This is a genomic window from Streptomyces katrae (assembly GCF_000966975.1).
GTDB lineage: Bacteria > Actinomycetota > Actinomycetes > Streptomycetales > Streptomycetaceae > Streptomyces > Streptomyces katrae.
This window is the reverse complement of the sequence record NZ_JZWV01000345.1, coordinates 1-17,032: the sequence shown is the minus strand read 5'-3', so window position 1 is coordinate 17,032 and position 17,032 is coordinate 1. Positions and strand designations below refer to the sequence as shown.

Sequence of the window (17,032 nt, the reverse complement as noted above, 5' to 3'; positions counted from 1 at the left end):
GAGACGGCCTAGCGGAAGATGCCGGTGTGGCCGAGCGAGTAGCGGCCGGGCTGCGGGTAGACGGCCAGGCCGTGGGGGCCGCTGCCGACGGGGATCTTCGCCAGTTCCTTGCCGCTGGTGGTGTCGATGGCGTAGACCTCGGAGTTGTAGCGGCCGGACAGCCACAGCACCTTGCCGTCAGCCGAGACGCCGCCCATGTCGGGGCTGCCGCCTTCGGGCAGCTCCCACTTCTTGGTGAGCGCGTTCTTCTTGAAGTCGAAGACCGAGATGCTGCCCTCGCCGCGGTTGGAGACGTACATCTCGCGGGAGTCGCGGCTGACGTAGAGGCCGTGGCAGCCCTTGCCGGTGGGCAGCAGCTTGGGGGTGTCGAACTTGTCGCCGCTGAGCACCCACATGCCGTGGGCCATCATGTCCGCGACGTAGAAGGTCTTCCCGTCGGGCGAGACCTTCACGTCCTGCGGCATCGCGCCCTCGAAGGGGAGCTTCTGCTGGCCGATGACCTCCATCTTCTCGGTGTCGACCTTGAGCAGTTCCCCGGAGAACTCGCAGCTGACGATGAAGTAGCGGCCGTCGAGGGAGAAGTCGGCGTGGTTGACGCCGAAGCAGGTCACCGGGACGGTCTTGACGCGGTTCATGGTGTGCGGGTCGCGGAAGACGAGCTCGCGGTCCATGGAGGCCATCACGATGGCGTACTTGCCGTTGGGGGTGAAGTAGAGGTTGTACGGATCGTGGACCTCCACGGGCTCCCCCGCCTCACCGGTGGCCGGGTTGATGGGGGTGAGGGTGTGGCCGCGGTTGTTGTTGACCCACAGGGTCTTCATGTCCCACGAGGGCACCACGTGCTGGGGCTGGACGCCGACCGGGATGGTGTCGATGACCTTGTAGGTGGCCGGGTCGATGACGGACACCGTGTTGGAGTTGGTGTTCGGCACGTAGACGCGCGACGGGAAGTCCTTGACCACCGGGGAGAGCTGGTTCGGCCGGTCCGCGGCGTACACGTCGGCGGGATCGAGCACCGGGGGCATCCCGGCGAGCCCCGGCGGTACGGCGGGCAGCGCTTTGACGGGGTCGGCCGGCCCCTTGGAGCCGAGGGCCTCGGCGGGCGCCTTGTCGGCCGATCCGCAGCCGGCCAGGGCGGCGAGGACCAGACCGGCCAGCAGCACGGTGGCCTTCCGGGGAAGGCGGGTGGTCGTCATGTGGTCAGCAGCTCCGTGGTGGTCACCGCGCGCAGCTTGCGGCGCGCGAGTTCTTCGAGGAGGGGCGGCATCGCGTCGACCGTGTCCGCGTAGCCGAAGTGCAGGCTCACCACCGATCCGCCGTGGATCGTCCCGGTGACGTTGCGGATGACGGCCGCGGCGCCGGGTGAGGTGAAGTCGAGGGAGTCCACGTCGTAGGAGAGGACGTGGGGGTAGCCGGCGCGCTGGGCCAGCTTCTGGACGAGGGGGCTCGCGTTCTGGGTCTGCGAGGGGCGGAACCAGGTGCCGATGGAGCCGGTGAGGCGCTTGAGGCGCTGGGCGCATCCGGTGATCTCGGCGTAGGCCTCCGCCTCGGGGAGGGAGTTGATCGCGAGGTGGTGGTGGGTGTGGTTGCCGAGCTCGTGGCCGCCGTCGAGGATCCGGCGGGCCATGTCGGGGTGGTCGTCGAGCCAGGTGCCGATGGCCAGGACGGTGACGTGCGCGCCCGCCTTCTCGGCCTCGGCGAGCACGGAGCGGGCGATGGCGGGGTCGCCGTTGCCGTGGAAGGTGAGCGCGACACCGGGCCGGTCGCGCGGGAACCGGCGGCGACCGCCGCCGTGGCGCGGAGGACGGTACGGCGGTCTTGATAACAGAGCACCCGCCCATTTAAGTGCTGAACGCCCCCGAAGGTATTGATTGACCCAGTTTGGGACCTTCGGAAGTGGCGGACCGAAGCCCGTCCATCCGCTATTCGATCAATGATTTACGCGGAGCGATGGATATTCATTCATGGATTGCGAGGTACGTGGCCCACCTCACCTAAGATTTAGATGAAAACTCTTAGGATTTGCACACTTATGTCCGAGTGGGGACTTTTGGCGTTCGCGCGCTCGTCTGCCATAGTCGGAACCACGGCTTCCCATTGACCCGAGCGAAGCCCACCCGCCGAGGACCACACACCCCACCGGTCCTCGGCGCCCATGAAACCCCCGCAGCGCCCCACCTCGGCGACAGGGGGTTTCCGGCGTTCCGGGGGGTCAGCGGTCCGCGACCCGCATCTCGAACCAGGTGATCTTGCCGCGCGGCAGCAGGTCGGCACCCCAGCGGTCGGACAGCTTGTCGACGAGGAACAGCCCCCGGCCGGTGGTGTCCAGCTCGTGGACCGGCATCAGACAGGGCAGCCCGCGCGAGGGGTCGCGCACCTCCACGCGGATCCAGCCGCGACGGCGCAGCATCCGCAGCCCGAAGGAGCGGGCCCCGGTGTGGCGCACGGCGTTGCCGACGAGCTCGGAGACCAGCAGGACGGCGTGCTCGGCGATCTGCGGCGACAGGCCCCAGAAGCGGACCACCACGCTCTGGGTGAGCCGGCGGGCCGTGCCCGCCGATTCCGGCATGGACGGCAGGATCACCTCCGCCTCCGCCGGGTTCCCGTACAGCTCCAGCGCCTTGAGGCCCTGCTCGTCCTCGACCGCCGCCGTGAGCCGTACGGCCATAGCGCTCCCGCGCTGCCGCGGCTGTTCCACACCCTCCAGGCCCGCCATGCACCCATCATGGACGGCCGCCGCGCCCGCCAAGGCCGTTCCACGGGAATACGCCCCCCGGAATCCAGGATTCCAGGAGGGCGTACCGGCATATGCGAGGGGCAACCAGGGGGCCACCGGCCCGCGTTGACCTGCGGTGACGATCTGCGTGGAAGCGATCACGGTGTGTTGATCAACCGTTTCGCCTTAAGGTTGCCTTAAGGCGGAGCTAAACCACCCGCAGGGGTCCACTCAGACGAACTTCGCCTTGCCCGGGCCCTCTTCGACGAAGCTGCGCATGCCGCGCTCGCGGTCCTCGGTGGCGAACAGCCCCGCGAACCAGTTGCGTTCGATGGTCAGGCCGGTGTCGATGTCGGCCTCCAGGCCGGCGTCCACGCACTCCTTGGCCGCGCGCAGGGCGATCGCCGGGCCCTGGGCGAGCTTCGCGGCCCAGGCGTGCGCCTGCTCGTACACCTCGGCGGCCGGCACGACCCGGTCCACCAGGCCCAGGGTGAGCGCCTCTTCGGCCTTGACCATCCGGCCCGTGAAGATGAGGTCCTTGGCCCTGGAGGGGCCGATCAGCCGGGACAGCCGCTGGGTGCCGCCGGCGCCCGGGATCAGGCCGAGCAGGATCTCGGGCTGCCCGAGCTTGGCGTTGTCGGCGGCGATCCGGTAGTCGGCGCAGAGCGCGAGCTCGCAGCCGCCGCCGAGCGCGTAACCGGTGACGGCGGCGACGACGGGCTTGGGGATCCGGGCGACGGCCGTGAAGGCCTCCTGCAGCCCGCGGGACCGGGCGACCATCGCCGCGTGGTCCATGGTCTGCATCTCCTTGATGTCCGCGCCGGCCGCGAACACCTTCTCCCCGCCGTAGAGGATGACGGCGCGTACGTCGGCGCGGTCGGTCGCCTCCACGGCGAGCTCGCGCAGCCGGTCCTGGGTGGCGATGTCCAGGGCGTTCATGGGCGGGCGGTCCAGGCGGATGGTGCCGACGCCTTCGGAGACTTCGAGAGAGAGGGTCATACGGGGAAGGTTAGCGGCGGTTAACGGGAAGTGGCCCGGTGCTGTGGGTCACAGCACCGGGCCACCGGGTCAGGGAGCCGACCCGCTTACTTCTTCCACTCCGCCCAGTCCATGTTCCAGCCGTTGAGGCCGTTGTCCGGGGCGATCTGCTTGTCCTTGGAGTTCTTCACGATCACCACGTCACCGATGAGGGACTCGTTGAAGAACCAGGCGGCCGGGGTGTTCGGGTCTCCGGCGCCGCGCTCGTCCTCCAGGCCGACGCAGCCGTGGCTGACGTTCTCCGAGCCGAAGGTGCTGGAGGAGGCCCAGTAGTTGCCGTGGACGAAGGTGCCGGAGTTCGACAGGCGCATCGCGTGCGGGACGTCCGAGATGTCGTACTCGCCGCCGAAGCCGACGGTGGCGCCGTTCATCCGGGTCACCTTGTACTTCTCGCTGATGACCATCTGACCGTTGTAGGTGGTCGTGGCGGGGGCGCCGGCCGTGATGGGGAGGTTCTTGATGACCTGGCCGTCGCGGACGACCTCCATCGTCTTCGCCGTGGCGTCCACCGTGGAGACCTGGGAGCGGCCGACGGTGAAGGTGACCGTACGGGTCTGCTTGCCGTAGACCCCGGGGCGGCCCTCGACGCCGTCGAGGGCGAGCTTCACGGTGACCTTGGTGCCGGCGGCCCAGTACTTCTCGGGGCGGAAGTCGAGGCGGTCGTTGCCGAACCAGTGGCCCTCGATCGGCACGGAGGGCTCGGCGGTGACCGTGATGGCCTTCTCCACGGCCTCGGTGTTGGTGATGCCGCGGGTGAAGTTGATCGACACCGGCATGCCCACGCCGACGGTCGAGCCGTCCTCGGGCGTGTAGTGGCCGACGAAGGTGTTCTGCGGGGTGAGGGTGGTGAAGGTGGCGTCCTTGGCGGACTCCCGGCCGGCCTCGTCCTTGGCGACCGCGTGCACCTTGTACTCGGTGGCGGCGGCCAGGTTGCGGGCGGGCTCCCAGGCGGCGCCGTCGGGGGTGAGCTTGCCCTCGACCGCGTTGCCCTTGGTGTCGGCGACCGTGACCGTGGTCAGCTTGCCGCCGGTGCTGGTGACCTTCAGGACGCCGCTGGTCGCGACCTCCTTGGCGCCGTCGTCCGGCTTGACGCTGACCACGGCCTTCGAGGCCTCGGTGTTGGCCTTGGCCGCGTTGCCGCCACCGGCCTTGCCGTTGTCGCCCCCGCCGCCCGCGGCGCCGCCGCCGTTGCTGCACGCCGTGGTGAGCAGAAGGGCCGCGCCCAGCAGCAGGGCCGGCAGGCCGGTGCGGACGCGGCCGCGTATCGGCTGCACGTTCACTCGTGTTCTCCCCATGTCCCCCGCGCACGGACAGTCGCGCGCTTGCCGACAGGAAATCACATGGGGAGATTACGAATAGAAACGTTCATGTCACCGTTCCGTCCCAACTGCGGCGCGTGCGGGACGTCCGGTCGGTGCGTCAGTCGCGGTCGCGGGCGGCGGTCCAGTCGCCGCCGAGACCCGGGAGGCCGTGACCGTCGTGGCCGTCGTGGCCGGGCTGGTCGTGGCCCGGCGGAGGTCCGTCGTGGTCGCCGTGCTCCTCGTGGCCCGGCTTGTCGTGGCCCGGCTTGTCGTGGCCGGGCTTGTGGTGGTCCGGCTTGCCGTGCTTGTCCCGCTTGTTGAGGACCGGGACGACGATCTCCTCATCGGCACCGCCCCGGACCAGCAGCGGCCCCGTCACGTGGTCGGCGGGCAGGGCGTAGCCGTCGGGGGCCGCGGTCTCCAGGAGGTAGTACGTCCCCGGGACGAGCCCGTCGAACTCGCAGGCCCCGTTGCCGCCGGTGGTGCAGGGCTCACCGATCCGCTCGTCGGGGTACTGGCCCCCGGTCTGCAGGCCCTCGGTGTTGTTGGTCTCCTTCCACAGCTGGAACACCCCTCCGGCCAGGGGCTTGCGGGTCTTGGCGTCCTTCTTCACCACCTTGATGGAGCCGGGGTGCTCCACGTCCTTGCGCTGGTTGCGGATGGTGACGACGGCACCCTGGGCGACGTCGTCCTCGTCCAGGTCGAAGGCGGTGACCGGGTCCGCGGGGCGCTCGTAGCCGTCGGGCACGCCGACCTCGCGCCAGTAGTAGCGCTCGCCGACGGGCAGTTCCACCGTGCAGCTGCCCTGGGTGTCGGTCACGCAGACGCCGCCGAGCCGGGTGTCCGGGTCCTGGCCGGAGGTCTGGAGGTCGGGGACGCCGTTGGTCTCGCGCCACAGCTCGAAGCGGCCGCCGGGCACGGGGTCACCGGTCTCCAGGTCGAGCTTGCGCAGCACCACGCGGGCGCTGGGCTCGGGCGGCGCGGTCCGGCGGTTCCGGGCGGTGACGCGCACGCCCTGTTCGGCGTTCTCCCGCGTCAGGACCAGCTGGAGGACCGGGTCGGCCGGCAGGTCGTAGCCGGAGGGGGCGGCGGTCTCGCGCCAGTAGTAGGTGCCGAGCTCCTCCTCGCGGGTGCAGGTGCCGTCGGCGGGGGTGGTGCAGTCGGTCACGCGGGTGTCGGGGTCCGCGCCGCCGGTCTGCAGGCCCGGGACGCCGTTGCTCTCGCGCCACCGCTCGCCCCGGGCGCCCGGCAGCGGCCGGCCCTCGTCGTCGGTCTTCAGCACGGACACCCGGCCGGTGACCGGCGGGTTGGGGGCGCATTCGGGCAGGTCGCCGTCGAAGGGGTAGGCGTGGAACTCGGCTCCGAGGCCCGTGGTCTCGGTGGGGCTGGTGTGGGTGACGTTCCCGGCGGTGAAGAAGCGGCCGTTCAGGCCGATGACGGAGACCGTGGCGAGGGAGGTGTCCTGGCCGATCAGCACGCTGCCGCCGAGCTGGGCCGAGCCGGCGAGGCCGACGGACTGGGCGTCGGGGAAGTTCCACAGCAGCCGCTCGCGCAGCCCGGGCGGCAGCATGACGTTGTTGACGCGCAGCGTCCGGGCCTCGCCGGTGACGTTGACCAGGACAGTGGCGCCGGCCGGGATGCCCGCGAAGCGGATGGACTGCTGGCCGGTGCCGGTGCCGGCGAGGTCGAAGTCCACATTGAAGACCTGGAGCATGGAGACGCCGTCACCGGTGAAGACGGTCTCCTGCGCGCTCCACACGGCCCGGCCGGTGGCGGGGCGCGGGGCGCCCTGGGGGTGAGCGTAGCAGGTGCTCGCGGCGCCGAGCTGACCGCGCAGCGCGGCGTAGGGGGCGGCGGCGTTCGCGTCGTGGGCGAGGGTGCCGGTCACCGTGCCGGTGAGGGTGCCCGCGTAGCGGACGACTCCGCCGTCGGCGAGGAGCCGCTGGCCGGTGGCGACGGTGATGTCGTCGCCGGTGGTCAGGAAGTCCGAGCCGTCCGCCGGGGGGACCCGGGAGCCGACGCCCGCGATGCCCACGTTGTAGACGTTGCCGCCGGCGGACTTGTTCATGTCGAAGTCGCCGAGGACCACGACCTTGCCCTCGGCCTCGGCGTCCCCGCGGCGGACCGCATGTCGCCGCCGACGAAGAGGTTGATGCCGTTGTCCCGGCCGGTGTAGGGCAGGTTGTTGGGGTCGGGCCAGACGGGCGGGCAGCCCTGGTTCGGGCCGGTGCCGCCGGGGATGCACGGACCGAGGCCGCCGGGTAGCGGGGCGCGCAGGGCGCGGGCCGCCGGCGGGGCGGTACCGGGGCCGGCCGCGAGGGCCGAGGGGGCCCCGGTGGTGGCCGCGAGTACGGCTCCCACGGCCAGCCCGAGGGTCCAGTTCCTTGCTGACATGACGCTCCGTCCACGAAATCGGCCATCGCCTGCGCTGATGGCCCTGCCAGGCTGCGGGCGGGGCCCGGCGTGGCGGACGGAAGACACTCCCCGGCTACGGCATTCCGGTCCGACGATCACTCGATTGCAGCGCGGGTCAGCCGGTGGCGGAACCCGCGACCCAGTCGGCCCAGGACATGTTCCAGCCGCCCAGTCCGTTGTTGGGGGCCACGGTCTTGTCCTGGGAGTTCACGACCTCCACCACGTCCCCGATCAGGGTCCGGTCGAAGAACCAGCCCGCCGGGGTGTCGGAGCCGCCGCCCTTGTCGTCGCGCAGGCCGACGCAGCCGTGGCTGGTGTTGGTGGTGCCGAAGGTGTCGGGGCTGGCCCAGTAGTTCCCGTGCAGGAAGGTGCCGGAGGCGGTGAGCCGGATGGCGTGCGGGACGTCGGGGATGTCGTACTCGCCCTTGCCGTCCTCGCTGGTGAAGCCGACGGTGGCCCCGTTCATCCGGGTGACGTCGAACATCTCCATCACCACCATCTTGCCGTTGTAGGTGGTGTTCTTCGGGGCCCCGGCGCTGATGGGGATGGTGGACAGCAGCTCGCCGCCGCGCCGGACCTCCATGGTGTGCGCGGCCGCGTCGACCGTCGAGATCTGGGAGCGGCCGATGGTGAACCTGACGGTCTTGTCCTGGATGCCGTACGCCCCCGGTGCGCCCTCGACATCGCGGAGCTTGATCTTCACTGTGACCTGGGTACCGGGCTTCCAGTACTCCTTGGGCCGGAAGTCCAGGCGTTCGGAGCCGAACCAGTGGCCGACGACGGGCACGGCCGGTTCGGCCGTGACGGTGATGGCGCGCTCGACCTCGGCGCGGTTCTTGACGGCCCGGCTGAACTTGAAGGAGACGATCATGCCGGTACCGACGGTCGAGCGGTTCTCGGGCTTGAAGTAGCCGATGAACCGCTCCTCGGGGACGTAGGTGGTGAAGGTGGTGTGGCGGGCCTGGCGGCGGTTGTGCCCGTCGAGGGCGACGGCGTCGACGGTGTACTTGGCGGCGAGCGCGAGCCGCCCGGCCTCCGGGTCGGGGCTCCAGCTGAGCCCGTCGGCGGCGATGGAGCCGGGGACCTGCTCCTCCTGGGCGTCCTCCACCTTGGTGACGGTGACCCGCTCCAGCCGGCCCTCGGGGACGTGGACCCGCAGCGGGCCGTCGGCCGGAACCCCCTTGGCGTTGTCGTCGGGGGTGATGCGGATCGCCTCGTCGGGCGAGCGGGGTTTGCCGGGCAGCTGCACCTCGACCGGGGACCTGCCGTCCCCGGTGCAGCCGGTGAGCCCGCCCAGCAGGCCCGCCCACACCGCCACGGCGGCCATCCCCGCCCGTGCCCGCCTCGTCAGAAGTGTCACGTCCCGTCCAACGACGGGGGCCCTCCGGGGGAAACGTGGGGGCCGGACACGTTCCGGGTACGGCAGTCCGGGCAGAACAGTGTGAAGGACCAGACGGGGGCGGGCCCTGGCCGGGACGCCGGGCCGCACTCCCCCCGCCGGTACCCAGGAGCCGTGGAGGCGGGCAGTGTCGAGCGCAGCCGAGCAAGAGGCGGTGGATACCGCCACCAGCGGAACCACCGGGGCCGCCCCGCGGGGCGGCCCCGACATGGACGCCGTACGGGAGCGGGTCCAGGCCCGGGTGTTACGGGCGGCCGCGCACCCGGGGCCACCGGTGTGGCCCGGGTCCTCGCACCCGCTGGGGGCCCGCTTCCACCTGGGCCCCGACGGGGTGGCGGGCACCAACTTCGCGCTGTGGGCACCGGCCGCGGAGGCGGTGGAGCTGTGCCTGTTCGACGCCCTGGGCACGGAGACCCGCTGCACCCTGGCCGAGCTGACGCACGAGATCTGGCACGGGTTCGTGCCGGGGGTGCGGCCCGGGCAGCGGTACGGGTTCCGGGTGCACGGGCGCTGGGACCCCTGGACGGGGGCCCGGTACAACCCGGCGAAGCTGCTGCTGGACCCGTACGCGCGGGCCGTGGACGGGGAGTTCTCGCTGCCCCCGGAGGTGTACGGGCACGTCCGGGACTGGCCGCAGCAGTACATCGCGGACACCGTGCGCGACGACCGGGACTCGGCGCCGTTCGTCCCGAAGGGGGTGGTCGTCCACGATGACGACGACTGGGCGGACGACGTCCGGCCGAAGACGCCCTGGGCCGATTCGGTGATCTACGAGCTAAACGTGCGCGGGTTCACCATGCGCCATCCGGGTGTTCCCGAGGAGCTGCGCGGCACGTACGCGGGGCTGGCGCACCCGGCGGCGGTGGAGCACCTGGTGAAGCTGGGGGTGACGGCGGTGGAGCTGCTGCCGGTGCACCAGTTCGCGCACGAGGACCACCTGCTGCGGCGGGGGCTGCGCAACTACTGGGGCTACAACTCGGTCGGCTACTTCGCCCCGCACGCCGGGTACTCGGCGAGCGGGACGGCCGGGCAGCAGGTCGGCGAGTTCAAGCGGATGGTGCGGGCCCTGCACGCCGCCGGGATCGAGGTCATCCTCGACGTGGTCTACAACCACACGGCGGAGGCGGGCGAGCTGGGCCCGACCCTGTCGCTGCGCGGCGTCGACAACCGGGGCTACTACCGGCTCCAGTCCGACCAGCGCCGTTACGCCGACTACACGGGCTGCGGGAACACCCTGCACGCGGGGCGGCCGCACGTGCTGCGCCTGATCACCGATTCGCTGCGCTACTGGGTCACGGAGATGGGGGTGGACGGCTTCCGCTTCGACCTGGCGGCGGCGCTGGCCCGGTCGATGCACGACGTCGACATGCTCTCCCCGTTCCTCGCGGTGATCGCCCAGGACCCGGTGCTGCGGCGGGTGAAGCTGATCGCGGAGCCGTGGGACGTGGGCTCGGGCGGCTACCAGGTGGGGGCGTTCCCGCCCCTGTGGACGGAGTGGAACGACCGCTACCGCGACGCGGTGCGGGACTTCTGGAGGGGCGCGCTGCCCGACGTACGGGACCTGGGGTACCGGCTGTCGGGGTCGAGCGACCTGTACGCCTGGGGCGGGCGGCGGCCGTACGCCTCGGTGAACTTCGTGACGGCGCACGACGGGTTCACCCTGCGCGACCTGGTGTCGTACGAGCGCAAGCACAACGAGGAGAACGGCGAGGCCAACCGGGACGGCACCAACGACAACCGCTCGTGGAACTGCGGGACGGAGGGCGAGACCGACGATCCGCGGATCGGGGCGCTGCGCCGGCGGCAGCTGCGGAACCTGCTGACCACGCTGCTGCTGTCGACGGGCGTGCCGATGCTGGTGGCGGGGGACGAGTTCGGGCGGACCCAGGGCGGCAACAACAACGCGTACTGCCAGGACAACGAGACGGGCTGGGTGGACTGGTCACTGCTGGACGATCCGGCGTGGAGCGGGCTGTTCGCGCTGGCCCGGCGGCTGGTGGCGCTGCGGCGGTCCCATCCGGTGCTGCGCCGGCGGGCCTTCTTCTCGGGGCGGGCCCAGGGCTCGGACGGGCTGCGGGACCTGGCCTGGTTCACCCCGGCCGGGGCGGAGATGACGGAGCGGGACTGGTACGCGCCGGCGGCCGCGGTGGGGCTCTACCTGTCGGGGCGGGACATCCCTGGGCGGGACGAGCGGGGCCGGCAGGTGACGGACGACAGCTTCCTGGCGCTGCTGCACTCCGGGGACCGGCCGGTGGAGTGGGTGCTGCCGGGGCCGCCGTGGGCCGGGGAGTACGACCTCGTCCTGGACACCTCGCGGGAGGAGCAGGAGGCCGCGCCCGGGACCCGGCACCGGGGCGGGCAGCCGCTGACGGTGCCGGCCCGGTCGGTGCTGCTGCTGCGGGTGGCGGGCTGAGGCGCCGGGCTGGGGGCCGGGGGGGCGGCCCGGTTCCGTGCGCCCGTGGGCAGCCGGAGCGGAAGGCTGCGTTCGCCCTGCGATGATGTGCCCTTTCGGTGAACATACGAACACATGGACACACGAACGGGAGTACGCATGTCGAGGGTGGGGACTGCGCTGCGGGAGCTGCGCGGGGCGCAGAAGTCGGCGAAGGGCGTGTCGCTCTACTCCCGGTTCGTCAACCGGCCCGCCGGGCGGTACCTGGCCGCCGGCTCGTACGCGCTGGGACTGACCCCCAACCAGGTCACGCTGGTCAGCGCCGCGTTCAGCTTCGCGGCCGTGGCGGCGGTCGCCCTGGTCACGCCCTCGTGGGGGCTGGGGGTCGCCGTGTGGGCCGCGCTCGCGGTCGGCTTCGCCTTCGACTCCGCCGACGGGCAGCTGGCCCGGCTGCGCGGGGGCGGCAGCGCGGCGGGCGAATGGCTGGACCACGTCGTGGACGCCGCCAAGCTGACCGCGCTGCACGCCTGCGTGCTCATCGCCTTCCACCGCTTCCCCGACGCGTACGGCACGGGCTCGGACGGCTGGCTGCTGGTGCCGCTGGGCTTCCAGTTCGCCGCGGTGGTGACCTTCTTCGGCGGGCTGCTCACCGAGAAGCTCAAGCCCAAGGCCGCCCCGGGGAGCCCCGCGCCCGCGCCGTCGACCCTGCGCGCGGTGGCGCTGCTCCCCGTGGACTACGGGGTGTTCTGCCTGGTGTTCCTGCTGCTGGGCGGCGGGACGCTGTTCCGCTGGGCGTACGCGGGGCTGGGCGCGGTCGCCGCGCTGTTCCTGCTGGCGTTCCTGGCGAAATGGTTCCGGGAGCTCAGCGCCGTTCGGCGGTGAGGGGCTCGGCCGGCGGCTGGTGCAGGGGCACCGCCTGCGGCTGGGCGAGCACGTCCAGGGCCCGGCGCAGCTGGGTGCTGGAGGTGTGCACGGTGTAGGGGAAGTAGACGACGTCGACCCCGTGGGCGGCGAAGTCCCGTTCCAGCTTGTCCCCCTTGGGCGTCCCCCGCCAGTCGTCGCCCTTGAAGATGACGTCGAAGCGGACCTGCTTCCAGGTCTCCACCTTGTCCGGGACCGTCTCGACGAAGGCGGCGTCCACGTACTTGACGCTGCGGACGATCTCCAGCCGCTCGACCAGCGGGATCATCGGGCGGCGCCCCTTGGCCAGTTCGGCCATCTCGTCCGAGACCACGCCGGCCACCAGGTAGTCGCACTGGCTGCGGGCGTGCCGGAGGATGTTGAGGTGGCCTATGTGGAACAGGTCGTAGGCACCGGGGGCGTAGCCGACCCGGTACGGCCGGCGCGCGGACGGCGCGGCATCGGACATGTGGTGCTCCGTCATCAGTTACCCCCCAGGGCCGCGCCCCCCGGCGCGGCGGATTAGCAGACAATAGCGCGCACGTTCCACACGCTGCCGGTGAACGCATAGGGTGACGTGCGCATCATCCAGGGGAGAAGGGGACGTTCAGTGTCCACATCCGGCCACCGGCGGCTGCTGCTGGTTTCCACCAACTACGCCCCGGAGCACGCGGGCATCGGCCCGTACGCCACCCAGATCGCGGAGCACTGGGCGAGTTCGGGCCATGACACCCACGTCCTGGCGGGTATGCCCCACTATCCGGCCTGGTCCCTCGAACCCGAGTACAAGGGGGCGCTGCGGCGCACGGAGCGGCGCGCGGGGGTCACCGTGCACCGGCGTGCGCACACCGTGCCGGCCCATCAGACCGCCGTGAAGCGGGCCCTGTTCGAAGGATCGATTCTGCTGCACGGGGCGGTGGCCCCGCCCCGGATGCCGCGCCCGCACGCGGTGATGGCCCAGATGCCCAGCCTGGCCGGCGGGGTGCTCGCCGCACGGCTCGCCGCCCGCTGGAAGGTCCCGTTCGTCCCCGTGGTCCAGGACCTGATGGGGGCCGCGGCCGCGCAGAGCGGGATCAGCGGCGGCGACAAGGCGGCCGCCCTCGCCGGCCGGGCGGAGGCGTACGCGCTCAAGCGGGCCGCCCTGGTCGGCGTCATCCACGAAACCTTCGTGGACCGGGTCGTCGGCATGGGCGTGGACCCCCAGCGGATCCGCGTGGTGCCCAACTGGTCGCACGTGCCCGGCCCCACCAAGCCGCGCGGCGAGACCCGCCACCACCTGGGCTGGGCCCCGGACCAGACCGTCGTCCTGCACTCCGGCAACATGGGCCTCAAGCAGGGCCTCGAAGTACTCGTCGGCGCCGCCCGGCTCGACCCCCGCGTCCGCTTCGTCCTGATGGGCGACGGAAGCCAGCGCGCGGCCCTCGCCGCCCTCGCCGCAGACGTCCCCAACCTGGAGATCATCCCCCCTGCCGCCGACGGAGAGTTCCCGGATATCCTCGCCGCGGCGGACGTGCTCGCGGTCACGCAGCACGCGGCCGTGCTGGACATGAGCGTTCCGTCCAAGCTCACCTCCTACTTCCAGGCCGGCCGGCCCGTCGTCGCCTCCGTCGCGGCGCAGGGCGGGACCGCCCAGGAGGTGGAACGTTCGGGCGCCGGGGTGCTCGTACCGCCGGAGGACCCCGAGGCCCTGCTGGGGGCCGTCCGGGCCCTGGCGGAGGACCCCGAGGGCGCGGACGCGCTGGGCGCGGCCGGACCCGTCCACGTGGCGGCCCACCTGAGCCGTGAGGCGGGCCTGGCCCGCATCGACGCACTGATCGACGAAGCACTTGGGGGTCCCCAGTCGTGACCGAGACGAACCGCCCGGCAGCGGCCCCGCCCGAGGACGAACCGGACCTGCTCAGGGACCAGTTCAAGCAGCTGCTGCGCTACCGCCGGCTGCTCGGCGCCGGCCTGGCCGTAGGCCTGCTGGGCGGCGTCTACCTCGGCATATCCACCGCCGACACCTACGTGTCCGTCGCGGACGTGGTGCTGCGCGCCCCCACCGACGACCCGTTCAACCCGAGCCTGGCGCCCGACAAGGCCATCAACATCGGCTCCGAGCGGCAGGTCGCCCTCTCCAGCTCCATAGCCGAGCAGGCGGCGAAGAAGCTCGGGATCGCCGACAAGGACGTCGCGGCGCTGCGCCGCGGCCTCCAGGTGACCAACCCGCCGCAGACGATGGTGCTCCGCTTCACCTACACCGCCTCCTCCCCCAAGGAGGCCGCCAAGCGGGCGAACGGGATGGCCGAGGCCTACCTGTTCAAGCGGCAGGAGGCCCTCGACGTCACCCGCACCAAGATGGTCAAGGGGTACGAGGACCAGCGCGACCCCGTCGCCAAGCAGCTCGACGACCTGGCCAAGCAGATCAACGCCATGCCGGCGGGCGCCGCCCGCGACGCGGCCCTGGGCTCCAAGACCGACCTCCAGAGCAAGGTCAACACCCTCAACAACAACATCACCAAGCTCCAGGCCCTGGACATGACCCCCGGCCGGATCACCAGCCCGGCCGCCCCGCCCAGCGCCCCCGACGGGCCGGGCATCCCCATGTCCCTCGCCCTCGGCGCGGCCACCGGCCTGGCCCTCGGCCTGCTCGCCGCCTGGGTACGGCTGGTCTTCGACCCGGCCCCGCGCTCCGAGGGCGACGTGGCCCGGTCCCTGCGGGCGCCGGTACTGGGCTACCTGCCCCGGGACAAGACGGGCGGCGGCCCGCTGCTCGCCGCCGGCGAGGCCGACCCGCGGCTCGCCGAGGAGTACCGCTCGGTGGCCTTCCGCCTCGCCTACGACTCCCGCTTCGCCGACCGGCGCCGGCTGCTGGTCGTCGCCCCGCGCGGCAGCAGCGAGACGGCCGCCGCGGTGGCCGTGAACCTGGCCGCGTCCTTCGCCGAGACCGGAAAGGACGTGCTGCTCATCGAGGCCGACCTGCGCACCCCGGTGCTGGCGAGCCAGCTCCCCACGGACGCCGGAGACAGGCCGCGCTGGAGCCAGCTGCCGGGCGGGGCGGGGCTCCTCGGCGGCGGGGCCGGGGAGTCCGAGTGGCCGGACGGGCGGCAGCTGGTGGTGGACGCCGGGGAGTCGGGCGCCTTCGACCTGATCCCGGGCGACCGGGTGCGCAACGTGGCCCGCGCGCTGACCTCCCCGCGCGCCACCCGGCTGATCTCCGAGGCCGACTCCCCCAACTCCACCGTGGTCGTGCTCGCCCCGCCGGTCCTCTCGTACGCCGACGCGCTCGCGCTCGTCGACCGCGTCGACGGGGTCCTGGTGGTCTGCGACCCGCGTGCGGTGCACCGCAGCGACCTGGCCCGGATCCGCGAGCTGATCAGCGGGGCCGGCGGGACGGTGCTGGGCGCGGTGCTGCACTCCCCGCTGCCGGGGCAGAAGTCGAAGCGGCAGGATGCGGCACCGGGCCCCGTCCAGCCGCCGGCGCCCGCGCCGGACGCGGCCGGCGGGCGGCCGCCGGGTGAGGGCGGCGACACCGTCGCCCTGCGCACGGTCCGTACGGGCCGGCGGTGAGCCGGAGGGGCCTCGCCGCGGTCTCCTCGGTCCTGGACCAGGCCGCCTCCAGCGCCACCAACATCCTGGTGCTGGTGCTGGCCGCCCGGCTGTCCTCGGCGTCGGGCTTCGCCGACTTCTCGATGGTGTACGTGACGTTCAGCGTGCTCCTCGGGCTGAACATGGCGTACGTCGGGCAGACGGTGGTGCTGGAGAAGGAGGCGGGCGGACGGCTGGGGGTGACCTGCCGGTCGTCGGTGCTGTTCACCGCCGCGGCGGCGGGGGTGGCCGGGCTGGTGCTCGGGGTGGTGTCGCTCGTGTTGCCCTCCGGGTGGGCCTTCCTCGCGCTGGGGCTCGTCCTGCCGTTCGTCCTCGTCCAGGACGGGCTGCGGTACTGCTTCTCCGCCCTGCGGGTGCCCGAGCGGGCGCTGGCCGCGGACACGCTGCGGCTGGTGTGCGTGGTCGCGGCGCTGGCCGTGCAGCCGCAGGGGGCTTCGGCCGGACGGCTGGTGCTGGTCTGGGGGCTGTCCGCGCTGCCCGCGCTGGGGCTGGGGCTGTGGCTGCTGCGCCCGTACGTCCGGGGCGCCCGCGCGGACGTACGGCCGTACCTGCGGCGGGGACACCTCGGGCAGCGGTTCGTGGTCGAGTTCGCGGTGGGCAACGGCTCCAGCCAGCTCGCCGTGCTCGGGCTGGGAGCCTTCGCGACCCCGCTGGCGGTCGGCGCGCTGCGCGGGGCGACGACCCTGTTCGGGCCGCTGAACGTGCTGTTCAACTCGGCCAACGCCTTCGGCCCCCCGATCGTGGGCCGGGCGTCGGGCAAGCGGGGCATGGTCCGGCTGACGGCCGCCATGGGAGCCGCCCTCGCGCTGCTCGGCGCCGGCTGGGCGGCGGTGCTGTACGCCCTGCCGGAGGGGCTGGGCCGGCACCTCCTGGGCGACACCTGGACGGCCGCCTCCGCGCTGCTCCCGGCGACGGGGGCCCAGTACGCGGTGATGGGGCTGGGCACCTGCGCCCTGCTGACCCTGCGGGTACTGAACCCGAAGGCCACGCTGTCCCTGCAGGTGGTCTTCTCCCTCCTGTCGGTGGCCCTGCTCCTGGGCGGCTACGCGGCATGGGGCGTAACGGGCGCCGCCTGGGGCCTGGCGGCGGGCTCAGCGGCGAAGGCGACGGCGGGGTGGCTCCGGGTGGGGCGGGTACGGGTGGAGGCGGAGGCGGCCACGGCGGCGTGAGGGCCCGCCATCGCCCCCTCGAGGGGTCCCGGCTGAGCGGTGTTTGCCCACCCGCCTCCCCGGGTGCGGGCGGGTGGGCGGGGGGCCGAATCCCCCTGGGCGGGGACGGAGAGC

The 17,032-nt window shown here is 72.5% G+C and carries 13 protein-coding genes and 1 pseudogene; 5 read left to right on the top strand and 9 right to left on the bottom strand.

Annotated features, from left to right (window positions below; translation table 11 throughout):
- Positions 1-8 precede the first annotated feature (8 nt).
- From VR44_RS13515 to VR44_RS13485, 8 genes and pseudogenes are all read right to left on the bottom strand, one after another.
- A complete protein-coding gene (locus tag VR44_RS13515; protein ID WP_045947716.1) occupies positions 9-1,196 on the bottom strand; it encodes a YncE family protein in 1,188 nt (395 codons plus the stop codon).
- Positions 1,193-1,777 (bottom strand): annotated as a pseudogene (locus tag VR44_RS13510) (polysaccharide deacetylase family protein); the annotation flags it as partial. The gene VR44_RS13515 and the pseudogene VR44_RS13510, both read right to left, overlap by 4 nt.
- A gap of 435 nt (positions 1,778-2,212) precedes the next feature.
- Positions 2,213-2,821, bottom strand: a complete 609-nt coding sequence (locus VR44_RS13505; RefSeq protein ID WP_094191607.1) for an ATP-binding protein — start codon at positions 2,819-2,821, stop codon at positions 2,213-2,215.
- A 126-nt stretch (positions 2,822-2,947) separates the two neighbouring features.
- Positions 2,948-3,715, bottom strand: a complete 768-nt coding sequence (locus VR44_RS13500) for an enoyl-CoA hydratase/isomerase family protein (protein ID WP_045947714.1) — start codon at positions 3,713-3,715, stop codon at positions 2,948-2,950.
- Between the two features lie 86 nt (positions 3,716-3,801).
- Positions 3,802-5,049: a L,D-transpeptidase gene (locus VR44_RS13495; RefSeq protein WP_045947713.1), complete on the bottom strand. Its 1,248-nt coding sequence runs from the start codon at positions 5,047-5,049 to the stop codon at positions 3,802-3,804.
- A gap of 124 nt (positions 5,050-5,173) precedes the next feature.
- Positions 5,174-7,144, bottom strand: coding sequence for a choice-of-anchor A family protein (locus VR44_RS47105; RefSeq protein WP_052713591.1), 1,971 nt, complete (start codon positions 7,142-7,144; stop codon positions 5,174-5,176).
- The gene (locus VR44_RS47100; RefSeq protein WP_245691774.1) at positions 7,120-7,449 is read right to left on the bottom strand and encodes a hypothetical protein; all 330 of its coding nucleotides are present in this window, start codon (positions 7,447-7,449) and stop codon (positions 7,120-7,122) included. The genes VR44_RS47105 and VR44_RS47100 overlap by 25 nt, the downstream gene beginning before the upstream one ends.
- Positions 7,450-7,585: 136 nt before the next feature.
- Positions 7,586-8,797: a L,D-transpeptidase gene (locus tag VR44_RS13485; RefSeq protein ID WP_045947712.1), complete on the bottom strand. Its 1,212-nt coding sequence runs from the start codon at positions 8,795-8,797 to the stop codon at positions 7,586-7,588.
- A gap of 199 nt (positions 8,798-8,996) precedes the next feature.
- On the opposite strand from VR44_RS13485, the gene glgX reads away from it, so the two are divergent.
- Both glgX and VR44_RS13475 read left to right on the top strand, forming a co-directional pair.
- On the top strand, positions 8,997-11,282 hold the full coding sequence (gene glgX / locus VR44_RS13480; protein WP_045947711.1) for a glycogen debranching protein GlgX: 2,286 nt from the start codon (positions 8,997-8,999) through the stop codon (positions 11,280-11,282).
- 138 nt (positions 11,283-11,420) lie between these two features.
- Positions 11,421-12,143 carry a CDP-alcohol phosphatidyltransferase family protein gene (locus VR44_RS13475; protein ID WP_045947710.1) on the top strand — a complete coding sequence of 241 codons (723 nt, stop codon included), beginning with the start codon at positions 11,421-11,423 and terminating at the stop codon, positions 12,141-12,143.
- On the opposite strand, the gene VR44_RS13470 is transcribed toward VR44_RS13475, so the two are convergent.
- A complete protein-coding gene (locus VR44_RS13470; protein ID WP_045947709.1) occupies positions 12,124-12,645 on the bottom strand; it encodes an FAD synthase family protein in 522 nt (173 codons plus the stop codon). The genes VR44_RS13475 and VR44_RS13470 overlap by 20 nt on opposite strands.
- Before the next feature lie 156 nt (positions 12,646-12,801).
- Between VR44_RS13470 and VR44_RS13465 the strand changes: the two genes are divergently transcribed.
- Genes VR44_RS13465 through VR44_RS13455 form a run of 3 tightly spaced genes read left to right on the top strand, consistent with a single transcriptional unit; the run spans position 12,802 to position 16,918 of the window.
- On the top strand, positions 12,802-14,007 hold the full coding sequence (locus VR44_RS13465; RefSeq protein ID WP_045947717.1) for a glycosyltransferase family 4 protein: 1,206 nt from the start codon (positions 12,802-12,804) through the stop codon (positions 14,005-14,007).
- Positions 14,004-15,710: an LPS biosynthesis protein gene (locus tag VR44_RS13460; protein WP_045947708.1), complete on the top strand. Its 1,707-nt coding sequence runs from the start codon at positions 14,004-14,006 to the stop codon at positions 15,708-15,710. Before VR44_RS13465 ends, VR44_RS13460 begins: the two co-directional genes overlap by 4 nt.
- The gene (locus tag VR44_RS13455; RefSeq protein ID WP_045947707.1) at positions 15,707-16,918 is read left to right on the top strand and encodes an MATE family efflux transporter; all 1,212 of its coding nucleotides are present in this window, start codon (positions 15,707-15,709) and stop codon (positions 16,916-16,918) included. The genes VR44_RS13460 and VR44_RS13455 overlap by 4 nt, the downstream gene beginning before the upstream one ends.
- Positions 16,919-17,032 lie beyond the last annotated feature (114 nt).

What these genes read in the sequence shown, in the direction of transcription:
- VR44_RS13515 (WP_045947716.1), bottom strand. Translation starts at nt 1,196, where the DNA reads ATGACGACCACCCGCCTTCCCCGGAAGGCCACCGTGCTGCTGGCCGGT.
- VR44_RS13500 (WP_045947714.1), bottom strand. Translation starts at nt 3,715, where the DNA reads ATGACCCTCTCTCTCGAAGTCTCCGAAGGCGTCGGCACCATCCGCCTG.
- VR44_RS13495 (WP_045947713.1), bottom strand. Translation starts at nt 5,049, where the DNA reads ATGGGGAGAACACGAGTGAACGTGCAGCCGATACGCGGCCGCGTCCGC.
- VR44_RS47100 (WP_245691774.1), bottom strand. Translation starts at nt 7,449, where the DNA reads ATGTCAGCAAGGAACTGGACCCTCGGGCTGGCCGTGGGAGCCGTACTC.
- VR44_RS13485 (WP_045947712.1), bottom strand. Translation starts at nt 8,797, where the DNA reads ATGGCCGCCGTGGCGGTGTGGGCGGGCCTGCTGGGCGGGCTCACCGGC.
- VR44_RS13475 (WP_045947710.1), top strand. Translation starts at nt 11,421, where the DNA reads ATGTCGAGGGTGGGGACTGCGCTGCGGGAGCTGCGCGGGGCGCAGAAG.
- VR44_RS13470 (WP_045947709.1), bottom strand. Translation starts at nt 12,645, where the DNA reads ATGACGGAGCACCACATGTCCGATGCCGCGCCGTCCGCGCGCCGGCCG.